At 42.2% G+C, this 18,191-nt stretch carries 15 protein-coding genes and 1 tRNA gene; 6 read left to right on the forward strand and 10 right to left on the reverse strand.

The window, feature by feature from the left end:
- The first annotated feature begins 139 nt into the window (after positions 1-139).
- From FHS56_RS00005 to FHS56_RS00030, 6 genes are read left to right on the forward strand one after another with little or no spacing between them, the layout of a single operon-like run.
- Positions 140-769, forward strand: a complete 630-nt coding sequence (locus FHS56_RS00005; RefSeq protein ID WP_166917843.1) for a class I SAM-dependent methyltransferase — start codon at positions 140-142, stop codon at positions 767-769.
- 33 nt (positions 770-802) lie between these two features.
- Positions 803-2,449, forward strand: a complete 1,647-nt coding sequence (locus FHS56_RS00010) for a hypothetical protein (protein ID WP_166917844.1) — start codon at positions 803-805, stop codon at positions 2,447-2,449.
- A 2-nt stretch (positions 2,450-2,451) separates the two neighbouring features.
- Positions 2,452-3,111 (forward strand): acetyltransferase, encoded by a 660-nt coding sequence (locus FHS56_RS00015; protein ID WP_166917845.1) that lies wholly within the window; start codon positions 2,452-2,454, stop codon positions 3,109-3,111.
- Positions 3,112-3,114: 3 nt separating this feature from the next.
- On the forward strand, positions 3,115-4,047 hold the full coding sequence (locus FHS56_RS00020) for a glycoside hydrolase family protein (RefSeq protein ID WP_166917846.1): 933 nt from the start codon (positions 3,115-3,117) through the stop codon (positions 4,045-4,047).
- Between the two features lie 11 nt (positions 4,048-4,058).
- Positions 4,059-5,210, forward strand: a complete 1,152-nt coding sequence (rffA, locus tag FHS56_RS00025) for a dTDP-4-amino-4,6-dideoxygalactose transaminase (protein ID WP_166917847.1) — start codon at positions 4,059-4,061, stop codon at positions 5,208-5,210.
- 27 nt (positions 5,211-5,237) lie between these two features.
- A complete protein-coding gene (locus FHS56_RS00030) occupies positions 5,238-6,842 on the forward strand; it encodes a hypothetical protein (protein WP_166917848.1) in 1,605 nt (534 codons plus the stop codon).
- A 58-nt stretch (positions 6,843-6,900) separates the two neighbouring features.
- On the opposite strand, the gene FHS56_RS00035 is transcribed toward FHS56_RS00030, so the two are convergent.
- From FHS56_RS00035 to FHS56_RS00080, 10 genes are all read right to left on the reverse strand, one after another.
- Positions 6,901-6,989, reverse strand: a tRNA-Ser gene (locus tag FHS56_RS00035).
- 41 nt (positions 6,990-7,030) lie between these two features.
- Positions 7,031-7,849, reverse strand: coding sequence for a M48 family metalloprotease (locus tag FHS56_RS00040; protein ID WP_166917849.1), 819 nt, complete (start codon positions 7,847-7,849; stop codon positions 7,031-7,033).
- A 70-nt stretch (positions 7,850-7,919) separates the two neighbouring features.
- On the reverse strand, positions 7,920-8,735 hold the full coding sequence (locus FHS56_RS00045; RefSeq protein WP_166917850.1) for a CheR family methyltransferase: 816 nt from the start codon (positions 8,733-8,735) through the stop codon (positions 7,920-7,922).
- A gap of 12 nt (positions 8,736-8,747) precedes the next feature.
- Complete coding sequence (locus FHS56_RS00050; RefSeq protein ID WP_166917851.1) at positions 8,748-11,057, reverse strand: PAS domain S-box protein; 2,310 nt, start codon at positions 11,055-11,057, stop codon at positions 8,748-8,750.
- A 72-nt stretch (positions 11,058-11,129) separates the two neighbouring features.
- Entirely contained in the window at positions 11,130-11,780 is a 651-nt protein-coding gene (locus FHS56_RS00055) for a chemotaxis protein CheC (protein WP_166917852.1), read from the reverse strand.
- A gap of 5 nt (positions 11,781-11,785) precedes the next feature.
- A complete protein-coding gene (locus FHS56_RS00060; protein ID WP_166917853.1) occupies positions 11,786-13,585 on the reverse strand; it encodes a chemotaxis protein CheA in 1,800 nt (599 codons plus the stop codon).
- Between the two features lie 29 nt (positions 13,586-13,614).
- Positions 13,615-14,652, reverse strand: coding sequence for a chemotaxis-specific protein-glutamate methyltransferase CheB (gene cheB, locus FHS56_RS00065; protein ID WP_166917854.1), 1,038 nt, complete (start codon positions 14,650-14,652; stop codon positions 13,615-13,617).
- A 19-nt stretch (positions 14,653-14,671) separates the two neighbouring features.
- Positions 14,672-15,031, reverse strand: a complete 360-nt coding sequence (locus tag FHS56_RS00070; RefSeq protein WP_038032889.1) for a response regulator — start codon at positions 15,029-15,031, stop codon at positions 14,672-14,674.
- 59 nt (positions 15,032-15,090) lie between these two features.
- Positions 15,091-15,609, reverse strand: a complete 519-nt coding sequence (locus tag FHS56_RS00075; protein ID WP_166917855.1) for a chemotaxis protein CheW — start codon at positions 15,607-15,609, stop codon at positions 15,091-15,093.
- 48 nt (positions 15,610-15,657) lie between these two features.
- Entirely contained in the window at positions 15,658-18,042 is a 2,385-nt protein-coding gene (locus FHS56_RS00080; protein WP_166917856.1) for a methyl-accepting chemotaxis protein, read from the reverse strand.
- Positions 18,043-18,191: the final 149 nt, after the last annotated feature.

Consider the following 18,191-nt stretch of genomic DNA (forward strand, 5'->3'; position numbering starts at 1 on the left):
ATGTTATTCAAAAAGTGAAGAGATGTTGAGAATAACCATTGCCTTATTTATCGCAAAAAGGAATGGAAATTTATCTATATTTGGTTACTAATTCCCAAACATATAGAAAATTTAAATTAAATAAACTAAAATAACATAAATGAGCACACAAAAAGATATTACTAAAAAAGTATCTGAATATTATACAAATAAAATTAAAGAACACGGAATTTCAAGCCAAGGTGTAGATTGGAATAGCAAAGAATCTCAATTTTTACGATTTGAACAACTATGTAAAATATTACCCGCCGACAAAACCACTTCTTTTACAATTTTAGATTATGGTTGCGGTTATGGTGCCCTTATTGAATATCTTATGCAACATTATGATAACTTTAAATATATTGGCTATGATGTTTCGGATGAAATGATAAACAAGGCAAAATCTCTTTTCAAAAGCGAAAAATATCTATTTACAAATGACGAGAATAAATTAAATAAAGCTGACTATGTGGTTGCGTCAGGAATCTTTAATGTAAAATTAGATACATCTAAAGAAGATTGGAAGGAATATATTTTAAACACCTTGAATAAATTAAATGAATTATCCTCTGTTGCATTTTCATTTAATATACTTACTTCTTATTCAGATGCAGAGTATATGAGAGATCATCTATATTATGCTGATCCGCTATTTTATTTTGATTACTGCAAAAGACATTTTTCCCGTAATGTGGCATTACTACATGACTATGGGCTTTATGAGTTTACAATTTTGGTAAGAAAATGAGAATGGAGTATCAAGGGGTAAACTACTAAAACCATGGTACATAAGCTGCAGAACCAACTAGAAACAGTAGTTAACTTTTGCTGGTCTTCTTTTTACCGTAAGCTGGTGGCGCACTCTTTTATTCCTTTGCCTACCTCTTTAAACGGTGAGCGCAAGAAGGCTGCAATCTTGCGTATTGCCATAGGGATAGTTGCATGGGTTCGTACGCTTGAGGTTTTATGGGGGGAATGGGTGATACAAGGAGGCGAGCTGCTCCCCCATGCTTTATTGAGTGTAGTCATAGTAGGGCTGCTTACATGCTTTATTATAGGCTTTATGACTGCACCGACTACCGTGCTCCTTATTTTATTGTATCGACACTTTGAGCTGAAATCGGCTACCTTTACCTTAGGCACGGATATCTTTGTCAACTATCTGCTGCTTTCTTTGTTTGTGTCATCTGGGGCTCATTACTCATTAGATGGCTATTTAGAAAAGCGATGTAAGTGGATATCCAAGCTGAATCAGGCTTTTCTGTTGATTAGGACACCTCGAAGCCTACGTGCTGTTTACTTTCTGTTTTTTGCGTATTATGCTCTAATGAGTTTTTCGGCTATATTAATGCATGTGACAGATGACTACTGGTGGTCTTTTATAAGTGTGAAGGTAGCTTTGGTAAACTCATATCTATGCAAGTATTATGCTTATTTTCGTTTACTTGACAAAGATGTTCCTTGGCTGTTGGGTATAATCTCTTTTTTGGGCGTCATCTTTCAAGGTTTTTTTCAAATGTTTATGATTCCTCTGATTTATTTTAGGTGGGGGAGCTTTTATGTAAAGTGGCATGGTGTGCTGTTTTTTGTGATTTCTCTCTTTTTCTTAAACTTATCTTATTTACCGTGGATAGAATTGGGTTTATGGGGGCTTATTTTCTTCCCTTGGAAGGAGAAGTCGCCAAAAGCAAGTGATGCTTTCCCGGGCGGGGGGCAAGAAAACTTATGGCAAAAAGTGCTTCTTACAGGAACATTACTCATATATTTCTTGGTGTTGTTTCCCTATATGCTAGCCAGTGGGCTACTATATGGAAAAACCTACCGGCGTTTAACGGATGCCTATTGGCTACAACGCTCTTTAGAGCTTATGACGAACCGGGTATCTATTTGGCTTGCTGCTCACTTAGGGGCAGTGCCACCTAATGTGTTCAACAGCCAAGACCTTCAGATGGGAGAATGTTTCTTTGTTTTGTATCGAAAAGATGCACAGAACAAAGAAACAATGGTGCCTCTCGTTGGACAGGAGGGAGAAAGACTGAATTATGAAAATTTTGATTTTTTGTTTTTTATGAATCATAACTCTGATGTATTTTACTTTGGCACTACCTTAATATATCGCAGAGCGGCGCAAGCCATAAGCAATGAACAATGGGTTTCGTGGCATACGCAAGGGTTGGGGTGGAAGCTAATTGAGCGTGTTATATCGATAGATACCGGAAGAGCCAAGGCACTTGGAAGTGAAGTTCCCAAGCAGTACAAGGTGGTACTCTATCGCAATGCTTCGGCACGGAGCTTGAAGCTCTGGGAGTACTGCCCCGAAGCTTATGTTAATCACCCTGCTATGGAGCTGAGTATAGAGGTATCAGAAAAAGAAACAAAATTGCTGAATTACAGACTGCTTGACTCCAAACTGAAAAACTTGAACTAAATATGAAGAAAATCGTGATTTTTGGAACCGGAGATATCGCTCAAATAGCAAAATACTACTTTGAGATAGACTCACCTTATCAGGTTGTAGCTTTTACCGTAGATAAGGACTACATACAGGAAGTGCAGTTTGAAGGCTTACCTATTTACCCTTTTGAAGAAATAGAGCGGCATTTCCCTCCAAATGAATATGAGATGTTTATTGCTTTGTCTTATGCCAACATGAATAAGTTACGTGCTTTAAAGTTTCAGCAGGCAAAAGAAAAAGGATATCGTTTGGTAAGCTATGTGAGCTCAAAGTGTACTTATTTGTCGCAGTTTAATTGTGGAGAAAACTGCTTCATTTTTGAAGACAATACCATTCAGCCTTTTGTGAAAATTGGCGATAATGTGACCATATGGAGTGGAAACCATATTGGGCATCATAGCAGAATTGCGGCTCATAATTTTATTAGCTCACACGTAGTCATATCGGGGCATTGTGTGCTGGAATCTTATTGCTTTCTTGGAGTGAATAGTACCATCGGGCACAACGTAACGATAGCTGAGGGCACTTTGGTGGGGGCAGCAGCTGTAATTACCAAAGACACAGAACCCTATAGTGTATGGGTGCCTCCTCGCTCTGTACTTTTAGACAAAAAAAGCACAGATTTAAAGCTTTAAAGTATGAAATGGAAAAAGTTAAAGCACTTGTATGCACCCCAAGCAGATTTTGAATGGAGGCAAACGCATGCCGCTAACCCTTTTGGAGAATGGATTTCATCCGATCAGTTGATGGTTTATTTTAGTTGTCGCGATGCTTGCAACCGCTCTCATATTTCGGCTTTAATATTAAGAGCTGATAAGGACTTTGAAATAGAGGCTCTTTGTAGTCGTCCTTTGTTATGCCCGGGTGAGCCGGGTTTATTTGATGATAGTGGCGTGGCAATGGGGTATTTGATTACAAAAGAGAGGCGGCGCCTGCTTTATTACTTAGGGTGGAACCTCAAAGTAACAGTACCTTGGCTGAATACTATCGGCTTGGCTATATCCGAAGAAGAAGGGGAGGATGGATTCCCCATATTTCAGAAGTATAGCCGGGCACCTCTTTTAGACCGCTCTCACGAAGACCCCTTTAGCATCTCTTATCCATCTGTTCTTTATGATGCCGGAAAGTATCGTATGTGGTATGGTTCGAACCTTTCTTGGGGAAAAGATGAAACCAGTATGAGGCATGTATTTAAATATGCCGAAAGCAAGGATGCTATTCATTGGGAGCGTAGTGGGAAAGTAGTACTTCACCATATATACGATAATGAGTTTGCTCTTTCAAAGCCCTTTGTAATCAAGGAGCAAGATGGAACATATAGCATGTGGTATTCTTATAGAGGGAATGGAAGCATCAACACTTACCGGATTGGTTATGCCACTTCCTCAGATGGTCTTGAATGGGTAAGGCGAGACAAGGAAGTAGGGATTGATGTCTCTGCCGACGGATGGGATTCAGACATGATTTGCTACCCTTTTGTTTTCGATTATCAAGGGCAGCGCTTCATGCTCTATAATGGCAATGGATACGGCAAAACAGGCTTTGGTATCGCTATGCTTGTTTCAAAATAATGGGACTCTTTATGCATACGATAGGATTCAATAAACCTTATCTGACAGGAAAGGAAGTACATTACATGTATGATGCTGTTTTTCATAGACACATTTCAGGTAATGGTAAATACACCAAGCTCTGTCATCAGTTTTTTCAGGAAAAATATCATTTCAATAAAGTGCTTCTTACTTCCTCTTGTACCGATGCTCTTGAAATGTCTGCACTACTCATCAACATCCAACCGGGTGATGAAGTCATTATGCCTTCTTATACTTTTGTTAGTACTGCCAACGCTTTTATTCTGCGTGGAGCAAATATTAAGTTTATAGATAGTTATCCACATCACCCTAATATGAATCCAGATTTGATTGAAGAGTGTATTACTTCAAAAACTAAAGCCATAGTAGTGATGCATTATGCAGGCGCTGCAAATGATATGAAAAAAATTTTATCTATTGCAAATAAATATAATCTGTATGTAATAGAAGATGCCGCTCAATGCATAAATAGTTTTTATATTGATGAAAAAAATCAAAAAATTCCATTAGGATCAATAGGTGATTTATCAGCTTTTTCTTTTCATGAAACCAAAAATATTATTTCAGGCGAGGGAGGAATGTTGGTAGTCAATAACAAAGAGTTGGAAAAAAGAGCTGAAATAATTTGGGAGAAAGGAACTAACCGTTCTGCTTTTTTTAGAGGTGAAGTTGATAAATATGGTTGGGTAGATATTGGTTCATCGTTTTTACCATCAGACATTATTGCCGCCTTTTTGTATGCACAATTAGAAGAGTTAGAACACATTCAGCAAAAAAGATTATGGATTTGGAACACTTATTACAAATTACTAAAACCCTTGGCAGACCAAGGTTTATTTGAATTACCCTACATACCTGAATATGCTACTAACAATGCACACATGTTTTATTTAGTTTGCCGTTCGTTAGATGAAAGAACCAAACTTATTCAGCATTTAAAAAATAAAGGTATTCAAGCGGTCTTTCATTATTTATCCTTACATTCTTCTCCCTATTACAAAGACAAACACGATGGCAGAATGCTTCCAAACGCTGATAAATTTGCAGATTGTTTGGTAAGGTTACCTTTTTATTACGATTTGAGTCAGAGTGATTTAGAATATATTTGTGAGGAGGTTAAAAATTTTTTTAGTAATATCTAAAAAAATAAACAATAAACCATTTTTAATGTGGTTAAAATTAATAGCTCCATTATTAAAAACGATTTGTTCTTGTCATTTTTATTTTCAACTCTTTATGTAGTTGTTTTATATTCTATTTGTACCCCTTATTGGGAAACTAATGACGATGTATTTATGTCCATGTGTGCTCATGGGTATGGGGTTTTTAATTATGGTGCTCCTCAAATTGTTTTTTCTAATGTTGTTTGGGGCTATATCGTTAGAGCAATTCCAACTATTAATGGTGTTTTAGGATATTCTATTGCCCAAATCTCTTTAATTGTAACATGTGGAGGTGTTTTAATTTACTTTTTAAGAAAAGTGAACTATTCTTGGGTAGTTGCTTTTTGTGTTTTTATACTTATAACAACGCATCCCCTTTTATATCCTCAGTTTACCAAAACCGCGTCTTTTTCGGCAATAATATCGACTTTATTTTTATACTTTTATTTTACGGAAAATAAAAGAAGTGATTACTTATTCTATGCCCTCATTTTTGGTATCCTTTCATTTTGTATTAGAACTCACTCATTTTTTATGATTTACTTGTTTCTACCAATAATACTTCCTATAAAAAAAATGATTAAATCAAGGGCTTTTATAGGTTTTGTGGTTACAATGCTTACTTCAATTTCTATACTTTACTACATTGATTATCAATCTTACAATAATCAAAGTTATAAATTATTTAATGAGTTCAATTCAATATGGTTTTTATTTACAGACTATAAAATAATAAACATAAATCTTGATGATTCAAAATATAAATATTTTTTTAGTGAAAATGATATTGAACTCATAGGAAACTTCTTTTTTCTTCATATAAACTCTCCTGAAAAAATAGCACTTTTGAAATCTATGGTAGAAGATGCTATGCATTCCTCTTCGTATAGTATTGTTACATATGAAAAATTGAAATCGCTTCCATACTTAATTTATGAGTTATTTAGAAGTTATATTTCCAAATTCTCTATTTTGTTTATGTTATTGGCTACAATAATGTTTATTCAAACTAAATCAAAGAAGATTTTGTTGATGTTCACATTGTCATTTTTAATAATCATAATTTTTTCATTACTGGGTAAAATACCTTACAATAGAGTTACATTCATGTTATTCGCCTATATTTTTTTAATGTCATTCTTTTTGTATAAGAGTGGAAAAGTCAATTCCAATCTTATAAGCATTTTAACTATAATGTTTTCTTTGATGAGTTTAATTGTTTTTTATCAAAAGAATTTTTCATATTACAAAAAATCGATAAAAATAAATTCAATAATTTGTGCTTTAAGCAATAAAAAAATTTTAGCTTTCGCAGGAGATTTTCCTTTTGAATTTCATTATCCGGTTTTAAGTAGCATTGATCATTCGAAAAATTTAGAAATATACGCAGGCTTATTAAATGTCTTTCTTCCCAATGGGAATAAATACGATTTAAATAAAATTTGCCAAGATAAACTTATTATATTTGCCGAAGGTAGAGGTATGAAATTATTAAAAACTCTTTTTGAAGAAAAATATCAAAAACGATTAGAATCCGTAGAAATAAATAAAGACTTCAATATCTGGGAGGTAAAATGTACAGATACAGATATAGATAATTCTTACAAGTAATCCGATTTGTCTGCCTTTTAGCTAATTCTTAATTTAGGTTGATGTAAAAAAATAAAAGCGGAGACGGAGGGATTCGAACCCTCGGTACCCGTTAAAGGGTACACTTGATTTCGAGTCAAGCCCGTTCGACCACTCCGGCACGTCTCCACACCTGCAAAGGTAATAGATGGGTTTTGAACTTACAATACCTATGGCAGTGAATTTTTGAAATCCTGGTAAGAAGAGATGGTTGCCGGACGGTTTTCGCATGCTAAGGCAGCCGCTTTATCGTTGATATTCTGTACTCGTTCGCAGGGGTCGGGGTGGGTGCTGGTCCAAGTGAGCCCTCCGCATTTTCCTTCGGCTTGGAGCTTTTCAAAAAAGCCGGCAGCACCATTGCACCGATAGGAGGTGCTGTTGAGGTAGATTACCGAATATTCATCGGCTTCGCGCTCCATATCACGGCTGAAACTTAAACCGGCTAAGCCCAGTGCCAGCTGTTTGGTGATTTGTGCCAGTTGCGAGCTGCTTTTTCCTAATACAATATCCAACAGGATTGCCACACCATAGACACGCTCAAGATTACGGGCGCTGTGGCGGCGGTCAGAATGAGCAATTTCGTGCCCTAAAACCCCTGCCAGCTGGTCGGCAGAATCTAAGTACTTGATAAGGTCCACGTAAACGAAGATATAGCCCCCGGGGGTGGCGAAAGCATTCAGTACGCCTGGCTTGTGTATGATGCGTACTTCCCAGGCAAATTCTTTTTTGTACCGCACATCGGGTGAGCTAAGGATGCTGTTCACTAGGTTATCGAGGTAAGTATAAGCCGCCTGATACTGCGAACGGCTAAGTACCTCGCCATACTCTTGTGGATTGTTGAGCACTTCGTCTCGCACTTGTTGCCCCAGTTGTATTTCATCTTGCAGAGAGAAAAAAATAGGATTGCCTTTTTTGCAGCTGTTAAACCCAAAGAGTACCAACAACCAGAGGGCGCTTCGTAGTAAAGCATAGCGACGGATGGTATGCATAGTTTTTTAAGTTTTGGATTGAAATATAAAATAAAAAAATAAACGGTTTTTTGTTTTGCCTTTACAAATATTATTCCTTTCGGAGATAAATTTTATGCTTAGGATAAAGCAACTCAAAATACTCCTCATGGTTTTGTGGAAGGCTATCGTAATAGCCCATGACGAGTAAGCTTTCAGGATGACTGTGCTCATAGAAGGTCCTCAACACGCGCATTTTGAGCACAGGGTCGAAATAGATAAACACGTTTCGGCAGAATATGAGGTCGAAACAACCATCTATGGGGTCTTGAATCAGGTTGTGTTGACGGAAATGCAAGGCAGCCGCTTCTTGTTGTATTTTATCGAACACAACATAGTGGGAAGTTATGCTGCAGTAGCGGCGAATATCATGAATGCCGCCGGCTATGAAGTAGTTTTGTTGAAACTGCTCTGAGGCTTTTATACTGTACTTGCCCTGGTGGGCTACTTCCAGTGCTTTGGGGTTGATGTCGGTGGCTAGGATGTGGGCTTTGTGCAAGAGGTTTATTTCTTTGAGTAGAATCATGAAGGAATAAACTTCCTCACCGGTAGCGCAGCCGGCATGCCATATATGTATTTGTGGGCGGTCAAAGAGTAGGGGAAGCACCTTGCGTCGCAAGAATTTCCATAAGTCGGCATTGCGGAAAGGTTCGGTCAAATTGACGGCTATGGTATCGATAAGCTCATGAATGAAGTTGGGCTCATAGAGCATTTTGCGCCAAAGGTCTACGGCGCTATCTAATTTGAACTTGTACATGGCTTTGCTCAGGCGCCGCTTCAGCGAGCTGCGCTCGTAGTTGCTAAAGTCCAGCCGGTAGCGCTGATAGATTGCCTCTATGATAGCCTCTACTTCTTCTTCTTTCAGCATGCAAGTAGCACTTTAAAACGTATCGGTGGGTTCGATAGCTACAAACAGCATCACCATATCGAACTCTTGCGGGTTGTTGGGGTGCGGATACTGAGGCACCAATACCACATTGAAAGTAGTTGTGTTGTATTCGTCGAGGCGGACGGAAAGTTTTAACTGAGCCATTTCGGGCATGTTTATTTTTGCCCGGAAGTAATCTTGTTCTACTTGCGAATGGAACAGCAGGAACTTTTGAATGGGTTTGTGTTGCAGTTGGCGCGCATCATAGCCCAGCAGGCGCGTAGCCATTATGTTGACAGAGAGTATTTCGCCCAAGCGGTTAATTCGAATCACGGGCACGCTCTTGTTGCTGAACTCCTTCTCTATGTTGTTGCTGTTTTCAAGTAGCATTTGAGCCAGCTGCTCGGCAAAGTCTTCGGTGGTGGTCATCTGCATGTTCATGAGCACATTTTGTCGCCGCTCCTCTTTGAGGCTTTGTTGCAACTGTTGACGCAGCTTTTGCAGTTCGGTAACATCTACTAAGATGGCAACCACTTTATAGACTTCACCATTCAGGTTTCTTACGGGGCTGAAGCTGCAGCGGTAGTGGCGCAAATCCCCTGTACGAGTGTATAGGCGGTAGATATAATGTGCTGGTGTACCTTTGAGTGCCTGCTGCCATAGCTCATTGAAGTCGTCGACATCTTGCAGGTCGAGAAGTCCGGCAAAGCGGGTACGGCGTACTTCCATGCGGCTTTGAAAACCGAACTCCTGCATGAATCGCGGGTTGGCACGCAACAATACACCGTCTTTGCCTATTTCTACCAAAGCGACGGCTTCGTCGATTGCTTTGATTTTGCTGTCGTATTCTTGTTCCTTTTCTTTTTGCTCAGTAGTGAACTGCCCGAATTGTACGATTTTATATACTTGGTTATTCACGTCGAAAATGGGGCTGTATGTAGCCGAAAGCCACAGTTCTTTGCCGTTTTTGGCAATGCGCCGAAACTCGCCCGAAATATAAGAGCCCGTTTTCACTGCTTCCCACATCATGCTATAGCGCAGGCTGTTCTGTTCATTCGGGGGCAGCAACATACTTTCGGGTTTGCCTATGAGCTCTTCTTTGCTGTAGCCCGTGAGGCTGGTATAAATGTCATTGACATCGGTAATTCTGCCTTCGAGGTCCAACTCAAGCATGGAATTGGTTTTGTTGACGGCGTTCAAGATAGAGTTGGTGAGCATGGACTCGCGCTCTACCTCTCGCATTTTTTCTTCAAGGATGCGCTTGGTGCGTTCCAGTTCGGCAGTATTGTGCATCAAAGTGGCTTCTTTTTCTTGGAGCTCTTTGGCTGTTTGCTCGTATTGTCGCAGCAGGCGCTCGGTGCGTTCCTTATTCAGTGCATTGGCGATACTTGAACCGAAGGTCTGGCTTACGTCCTCTATGAACTGCCGCACATGGGCGGGCAAAGGGCGCAAAGAAGCTATTTCCACCACGCCGTAAACACGGTCATTGTGGCGTATGGGCGAAAGCAGAATGCATTTGGGTTTTCCTTCGCTGAGTCCTGAGACAATCTTGGGGTAGTCTTCTGGGATATCATCGATATAAATCAGGTCGTTTTCAAGTACACAACGCCCTACAAGCCCTTCTTTCAACTCGAATCGTTTTTGAAGATACTTTCTTCTTTGAAAGGCATAGGCTGCCACGGTATGGATATAGGGAGGGTTTTCGTCTTGCTGCACCAAGTGCACCGCCCCTTGATGCGCCTGCACATACTCTACCAATTTATGCAGGAAGGCAAAAGCGAGGTCTTCGATGCGGTCGTTTTGGTGTTCGCGCAATAGGTTGTTGAACTCTGCCAAGCCGGAAACTGCCCAAGTGCGTCGTTCGCGCTCTTCGTTGAGTTGCTTGAGCTGGTCGCGCATGCGCATCAGCGCTTGCCCTATTCCTTCGAATACTTGTAGCCCTTCTATAGAAGCGTCGTAGTTGCCTTGTCCTATGGCTTCAATAAGGCGGGCAGCCTGTTTTCTAGATTCTGAGACTTCCTGCAGCTTTTTAACGAGCTCGTAAACCTGCTTGTCAATATCTGCAAATTCGGCGAGGGGTAGCTCGGCATCTATGCTTTGGACAGAGAAGAACTGTTTGATTTTTTTTAAAGGGTGAAAAACAAGTCGTTGTAGGCTTTGGTGCAAGCCCAAGGCAGCTATTGCCATGAGTGCAAGAATGACAGTAAATAACCATACATTCCAAGAAGTACTAAGCCATGCATACAGGATAAGCAATAGGGCTGATATTGCCAGCCCTATCAGCAGGATGCTGCTTAGTAAGGATGTATTTTTTTGACTCATAGGTTTTTCTATCGTCGCTTTCTTTTATTGAAAGATAATTTTTTTATGTCGGCTGAGCAAATATTTTGGTATTTAGCGTCGCTTGAGTTGTTTTTGCAAGATATTGTTCCCCTTGATAAGAATCATCTGTTTCATGGTGCTTAGGAATTCATCGTCCATAAAGCAGACAAAAAGAGGGTTTATGTTAGTGTCGTAAGTTTGCAGCTGCGTGCGTATGTTGAGCACGTGTCCGAAGGTTTCGAAGTCTTTTTTGAACAGTTCGCCAAGTTGTGAGGCAGTGTTGTAGCTGAATCGAGGAATGTCGCCATAGATGAAGAGCTCAGTGAAGTTTGCCACTTGGGTAACCACCGCAGCCGAAATGATGTTGTCCAGTTCAAGTAGGATGTCTTTTTGGATGTCGGTGATTTCCCCTTCTTTCTCTACAATACTTACCGGTGGTTGGGCAAAGATTTGAAATACTTTTTTAATCTCTTCGTGTTGAAAGAGCAGGTATGCTTTGCCATGCAATGCCCCTTTTATTTCGGTGTTCAATGTATAGAAATGCTCATCGTGCAGGCGTTTAATAGTTTCCTCTTGCTGTTCTTTGTCAAATATTTCAATGCTGTAGTCTTTAATCATGACTTTTTCGCCTGCATACTTTGAGAAGGCATCGGCAGCATTTGCTAAGGCGATGCTAAACAGTTCCCGGGTAATATCGAATTCATAAGGAGTGAGCTGTATCATAAGGCTTAGGAGTTTGAGGGTTGATAAGAGCGTATTTGTTTGAATAAAAAATGCATAAGACTGGGTACGTCCAGTACTAGACACACCTCGCCGGTGCCCAGTATGGTTGCGCCACTGATAAAGTGGGCGTCTTTCAACAAGGTGCCGAGAGGCTTTTCCACAATTTCTTTTTGCTGAAGCAGTTTGTCAACTATCAGTCCTATTTCTTTTTGGTCGTAGTTGATGATGATGGTAGAGAAAAGAGCATCAGGGGGGGTAGCTTCAAAGCTTTTGATAATAAACTGCTTGTCCGGATTTTGGATAGATTGCAGGGAAAATATGTCTTTGAGAAAAACAACCGAGATGCTTTTCCCCAAGAAGTTGGTAGCCAATCCATTGCGTACATAATGAATGTCATTTTTACGGAAAGTACTTACCGCTGAGGTATAAGCGAGTGGAATGGCATAGGTAACGTCGTTGAGCTGAAACAGAAGGGTGCTTTTTACTGCCATAGATAAGGGAAGTATGAGTGTGAAAGTAGTGCCTTTGCCCAAGGTGGAGGAGATGTCTATTTGCCCGCCCACGCGCTCGATGGCGCGTTTGACCACGTCCATGCCCACGCCTCTTCCCGATATTTTGGTGACGGTGTCGGCGCTCGAGAAGCCGGGTAGAAAGATGAGTTGCATAAGCTGCTCGGGGGGCATACGCTTGGCTTCTTCGGGTGAAAGAAGCCCCTTTTGCAAGGCTTTTAGTTTAATTTTTTCTATGTCTATTCCTCGTCCGTCGTCGCTTACTTGTATGCGCACTTCTTCTTTTATGGTTTCGGCAGAGAGGGTGACGGTGCCCTGCCCCGGCTTGCGTTGCTTGACTCGCTCGTCTTCGGTTTCAATACCATGACTGATGGCATTTCTGACCAGATGCACCAGCGATTCACTGATGATTTGCAGGATATTGCGGTCTATTTCATTTTCCATGCCTTTGAGCACGAGCCGAACATGTTTGCCCTCTTCATTGGCTACATCGCGCACTATGCGGTGGAATTTTTTGAACAGCGTGCCTACCTGTACCAAGCGGATGCTCATGACCGCGTGCTGAAGCTCATTGGTAAGGCGTTGTATATGGGTCATTTCTGTATTGTAGCCGTTGCGTTGGGCAGTTAGCCGTTCATACAAGTTCAGTATTCTGTCTTTCTCTATGATTAGTTCCCCCACAAGGTTCAGCAAGTTGTCGAGCTTTTTCACTGGCACGTGGATGCTGTCGGACAGGTGCAGCTGTTCTTCGGTGGCAACTGCCGTTTCTGTTGCTTCTATTTGTAAGGGGCTACGTTGCTCTTCCTTGCTATATACTTCGCCTGAAGGAGGGGGGGCGGCTTCTCTTGCATTGGCTTGTGGAGAGGCGGCAACTGCTTCTGTTTCATCATTTGAGTCGTTGGCTTGTGCCTGGGTTTTGCGCACCAATACTTCCAGTTTGGTTTTTATGCCTCTGTACTTGGGGGCTTCTTGGTGCTCGGGGTCTTTGAGATGCTGAATCATTGCCCCCAGTACATCATTGGCGCGAAAGAGTGTATTAAACAGCTCGCTGTTGATGTGCAGGTTTCCTTTTTTTATCTCGCCAAACACATCTTCGAGTGTATGCGCAAATTGAGCCAGCTGTTCAAAGCCCATGCCGCCTGCATTGGCTTTGAGTGTATGCAGCAGGCGAAATAAACTGTCGATAATCTGTTTGTCTTCTTTGTTTTGCTCCAGTTCTACAAACAGACGGTTGATTTCGTCGTATTGCTCTTGCGCTTCGGTGAAGAATATATCTCTTAATTCGTCGTCTTTCATGGTAGCATATAAAGTTTGTGATTAGGGGCTTAGAGACAGCCAACCACAAAGGGAGCTATTTCGTGAATAGGCAGCACCTTTTTTACGGCTTTTCGTTCTATGGCTTCTTTGGGCATACCAAAGATGGTAGCGGTTTGTTCATCTTGGGCGATAGTATAGGCGCCCTGTTTGATGAGTGCTTCCATGCCGGCAGCGCCGTCGCGCCCCATGCCACTGAGCAATATGGCGATGGCTTTGTTGCGATAGATGGAAGCGGCACTAAAAAAGAGCGCATCAATAGAGGGGTTATTGTATGCTTCGAACTGTTGTTTGCTTTTTTTGAAGCGGACCTGTTTCAGATTATCTTGCATAAGCACCATATTGCAGTTGCCGGGTAGGATATACAAGCTTTCAGGAAGCAAAGTCATCCCTTCGGATGCCACACTCACTTTCAGCGCGGTGAGTTGCTGCAGCCGGCGTGCAAAAGACTCTATGAAAGAGTGGGGCATATGTTGGGCAACGACCACCGGAACAGGAAAGTTGGATGGCAATTGCAGTAAAATATGTTCTATGGCGGTAGTGCCTCCCGTAGAAGCCCCAATCAATACTACTTCGTAGTTTACATGGTCGAAGGTGTGCGGATTGGTGTTGTGCCTGCGGTGGGGCAAGCCGGCAAGCACCGACCGCTTGGCTTGGGTGGCTTGCAGTATCTTTTGCGTGATTTCGGGTGCCAGCTGTCGTATTTTGGCATTGATACCGGCGTTGGGCTTTAGTATGAAATCATAGGCACCTTTTTCAAGTGCCAAGATGATGTGCTCTATTTGTTGGCTGCTTGCCCCGCTAATTACCACAATGGGGGTGGGGCAGTGTGTATTGATTTGCTCTATGGCATACAAGCCATCGTATTCAGGCATCATCAAATCGAGTAGGACCACATCTGGCTTGAGGGTGCAAGTTTTTTCGAATGCCTCCTTGCCATGGTGGGCAGTTGCGACAACCTCTATTTGGTTGTTTTGCTGCAATATGTCTTGCAAAATAAGGCGCATGAAACTGGAATCGTCTGCTACTAATACCTTGACAGGAGGCATTGAGGGTGTGTTTATTTTTTTACATTACTTTTTGCACTACTTCCACCAGCTGTTCAGTGGTAAATGGCTTGATGATGTACTCATTGGCACCATTTTTCATAGCTTCCTCTACAACAGCTTCTTGCCCTACGGCACTAATCATGATGATTTTGGCAGTAAGCCCTTCGGAACGCAGGGTTTTGAGTACGTCAAGTCCCAGCATATCGGGCAATATATTGTCAAGGGTGATGAGGTCGGGTTGAAGCTCAAACGCCATATCTATTGCCGACTCGCCATTGGCAGCCATACCCAGCACTTCATAGCCTATGCTAGTGAGCGCATCTTTGATGAGTGTGCGCATGTACAAAGAGTCGTCTACAACCAATACTTTTTTGCTCATAAGTGTATGCAGTTTAAATGAGTTAGCATTCTGTTCAAATATAAAAAACTTTAAAGGACTTAGTCAATGACCATTTGGTTCATCAGCTCACTTTCGACCAGTTGGTGAAAGTCGAGCAGAACGACCATTCTGTTGGGTAAACGAATGATTCCTTTTATATAGCTCTGGTCACCCACTTCGCTTTGTATGATATGCGGCGAGCGGTCAATGTCTTTTTCCTTGACATTCAGTGTTTCGGGTAGGCGGTGTACCAATACACCCAAGAGGTAGTTTTTGCCGTCGATGACAATGACAAACGGCTTGTGTGGGCTGTCGTCGTTTTGTTCGGTGGCGAGTGTTTCGAACAACCGCTCGGCTTGAATAATGGGAATGATATTGCCCCGTATGTTGGTGACACCCAAGACAAATTGGCGGGTAAGAGGTACCGGCGTGATGTGATGAAGTGTTACTATCTCTTTGACTTGTTCTATGGGTAGGGCATAATATTCTTTGCCCACCTGCAAGCAAATAAGCTGTACACGCAGGTGGGTTTCCTCGGGCATGTTTGCTTCTGTTTGAAACGGCTGCTTGCTGTCCATGGTATAGTGCATTTAGATAGGCTTCTATGATATTTGAAGGGCAGAAGCTTAAATACGGAACAAACTTACATTTTCTTTAAGTTCTTGCGCTACTTGTTTGAGTTTATTGCCTGTTTTGGCAATTTCGTTCATTTGCTCGTGTAGGGTGCTTGATGAGCGCGAGATTTCTTTGGTTCCTGCTGCTGTTTCTTCGGATACCACCACTATCTTTTCAATGTTGCGGACGACCGAGTCTAAGCTTTGTCTTTGTTTGCGTGTATCTTCTAATATAGCACCTGCCAAAGACAAAGTGCGACTGCTTGAGTCTTTGATTTCGCGGAATACTTGTTCTACTTCTTGAGTAGAAGCAATACCGCTTTGCACCTTGCTTTTCATTTGAGCAATAGCTTTGGTAGCGGCGTGCGTGTCTTTCTGCACTTTTTTAATTACGCTTTCGATGTCATCGGCAGATTGCTTAGATTGTTCGGCTAACTTACGTATTTCTTCGGCTACTACGGCAAATCCTCGCCCGGCATCCCCAGCACGTGCCGCTTCGATGGCAGCGTTGAGTGCCAGTAGGTTGGTTTGCGAAGCGATGTCGGTAATCACACGCAGCGTCTTGGTAATTTCTTCTGAGCTGTTGTTCAAGACATCAATGGTTTGAGCCGTTTGGTCGGCAGAACTATTGATAGCTTCCATGCTCTGAGTCAGCTGCCCGATGGTTTTGATGCCGTTGATACAGTCTTGTTCTCCTTTTTTGGCAGACTCGTGGATGAGTTCAGCTTTTTTACCTATCTCGCTGGAGTCGTTGTAAGTCTGTTCTAAGAGTTTGGAGGCTTCGTCGGTGCGACGCACTTGGTCTTCGGCACCTTCCGACATCTGAGATATAGCACTGACGGTGGCGGTCAGGGCTTGTTGTGTGCGTTCGGCTTTGAGTAGCATATCGGCAGCTACTTGGTCTATGTTGTTGGCTTGTTTTTGTATGTTACGAATCAAATGGGCTATGTTTTGTATAGCGGTATTAAGGGCTTGGGTCATTTCCTGCATGCTGCCTCGCAGGTTTTCTTCGTAGCGTATGCTTAGCTTGCCTTCTGCTACACTGTGCAACAGCTCTTTGATTTGCAGAATGGGGTTGCTAATATTATCGAGCAGCTGGTTGATGCTTTGTGCAAGGGTGTACCACACCCCTTGCAGATTGTCGAGCGACAAGCGGGCTTGCAGGTTGCCAGCATTGCCGGCTTGAGTAACCACCTCGGTGATGTTTGCCAAGATACTGCGCAGGGTTTGCTGCAAGTGAAGGTTGGCTTCTACCATGTCGCGTAGCTCAGTTTCTATATGACTCACATCGAGGTTGAAGGAGGCATCCAAGTTACCGGCACTCAGTTCCGACAGAAAACGGCTGGTTTCCATGAGTGCCTCTTGGAAGGCAGTGATGTCGCGCCCGATGGCGATGATGCGAACGATTTCTCCGTTTTTGTTGTATACAGGCGAATATATGGCTTCGACCCAAAAATAGCTACCGTCTTTGCGGCGGCGGCGCACTTTTATTCGTGTCGACTCTCCTTGAATTACCTTTTGCAAATTTTGCACGATAGTTTCGTACTCTTCTTGTGAAAGATGCTCTTGATATCTGCTGTTCATCAGCTCTTCGGCAGTGTAGCCGCTTAGCTTTTGATATACGTCATTGACAAAAAGGATATTGCCTTGCAGGTCAAACTCTACGAATATGTTGCCCGCGTTGATGGCGCGTAGCTGGGCTTCCAGCTCGGCTTGCGACATTTCCAGCGCTTCGCGCAGCTGCATTTCCTGTTCACGCAGGGTTTGCAGTTCTTCCATGGCTTGCCGCATTTCTTCGTCGCGGGCTTGTAGCTCTTGGTTTTTAGCTTTGAGCTCCTCGGCTTGCTTTTTGCTTTTTTCCAGTGCTTTCAAAAGCATTTTTTCGTTGGCTTCCATGCGTTTTTTGGCAGCCTCCAGCTCTTTTTGCTTTTGCACCAGTATGTCTTGAGTAGCTTGTAGTTCCTCTAAGTTTTGGCGCAATTCTTCTTCTTGAGCCGTAAGCGCTAAGTTGCGCTCTTCTAATTCTTGTTGAGATTTGATTTCGAGGCTGATGTCATAAAGCATCACCAGCTTGTAGCGTTCTTTGTTGATTTCGATGCTTTTGAGCTGTGCTCGGAAGGGGAGCGAAATGTTTTGCCCAGGTAACTGTAATGGTTTATTTTGCAGGCTATCGGTCAGCTCTTTAGGTGTGCTGTTCCCTTCTTTAAAAAAAGGAAGCAGGGTATCTGTTTGCTCTTGCTTAATTCCTTTGAGGAGAGATTGGGCGGCGCTGTTTCGGTATATCACTTGCCCTTGTGGCGTGGCAATGAACACAGGAGCAGGCAGGGCGTCAAAAATCTCTTGGCAATGAGCTTTCAGGTCGATGATAGCGGAGTTGTTGGGAGTGAAGTCTTTCATAAAAGAGGATGTTTTGATTTTAATTCTAAATTAGGAAATAAGCCGGGTGGCATGGGAGATATGTAATATTTTTGTGCAAAAATTGAGAGTGCTTCTTTAGGTCTTAAGCTAAGAAAAAAAACGGAGGTTGCTTTTAAAGCAGCTCCGTT

Origin of the sequence: Thermonema lapsum, from assembly GCF_011761635.1 — a bacterium.
Lineage (GTDB): Bacteria > Bacteroidota > Bacteroidia > Cytophagales > Thermonemataceae > Thermonema > Thermonema lapsum.

Coding starts and splice junctions, on each gene's coding strand:
- FHS56_RS00005 (WP_166917843.1), top strand. CDS start 140: ATGAGCACACAAAAAGATATTACTAAAAAAGTATCTGAATATTATACA.
- FHS56_RS00010 (WP_166917844.1), top strand. CDS start 803: ATGGTACATAAGCTGCAGAACCAACTAGAAACAGTAGTTAACTTTTGC.
- FHS56_RS00015 (WP_166917845.1), top strand. CDS start 2,452: ATGAAGAAAATCGTGATTTTTGGAACCGGAGATATCGCTCAAATAGCA.
- FHS56_RS00020 (WP_166917846.1), top strand. CDS start 3,115: ATGAAATGGAAAAAGTTAAAGCACTTGTATGCACCCCAAGCAGATTTT.
- rffA (WP_166917847.1), top strand. CDS start 4,059: ATGCATACGATAGGATTCAATAAACCTTATCTGACAGGAAAGGAAGTA.
- FHS56_RS00040 (WP_166917849.1), bottom strand. CDS start 7,849: ATGCATACCATCCGTCGCTATGCTTTACTACGAAGCGCCCTCTGGTTG.
- FHS56_RS00045 (WP_166917850.1), bottom strand. CDS start 8,735: ATGCTGAAAGAAGAAGAAGTAGAGGCTATCATAGAGGCAATCTATCAG.
- FHS56_RS00050 (WP_166917851.1), bottom strand. CDS start 11,057: ATGAGTCAAAAAAATACATCCTTACTAAGCAGCATCCTGCTGATAGGG.
- FHS56_RS00055 (WP_166917852.1), bottom strand. CDS start 11,780: ATGATACAGCTCACTCCTTATGAATTCGATATTACCCGGGAACTGTTT.
- FHS56_RS00060 (WP_166917853.1), bottom strand. CDS start 13,585: ATGAAAGACGACGAATTAAGAGATATATTCTTCACCGAAGCGCAAGAG.
- cheB (WP_166917854.1), bottom strand. CDS start 14,652: ATGCCTCCTGTCAAGGTATTAGTAGCAGACGATTCCAGTTTCATGCGC.
- FHS56_RS00070 (WP_038032889.1), bottom strand. CDS start 15,031: ATGAGCAAAAAAGTATTGGTTGTAGACGACTCTTTGTACATGCGCACA.
- FHS56_RS00075 (WP_166917855.1), bottom strand. CDS start 15,609: ATGGACAGCAAGCAGCCGTTTCAAACAGAAGCAAACATGCCCGAGGAA.
- FHS56_RS00080 (WP_166917856.1), bottom strand. CDS start 18,042: ATGAAAGACTTCACTCCCAACAACTCCGCTATCATCGACCTGAAAGCT.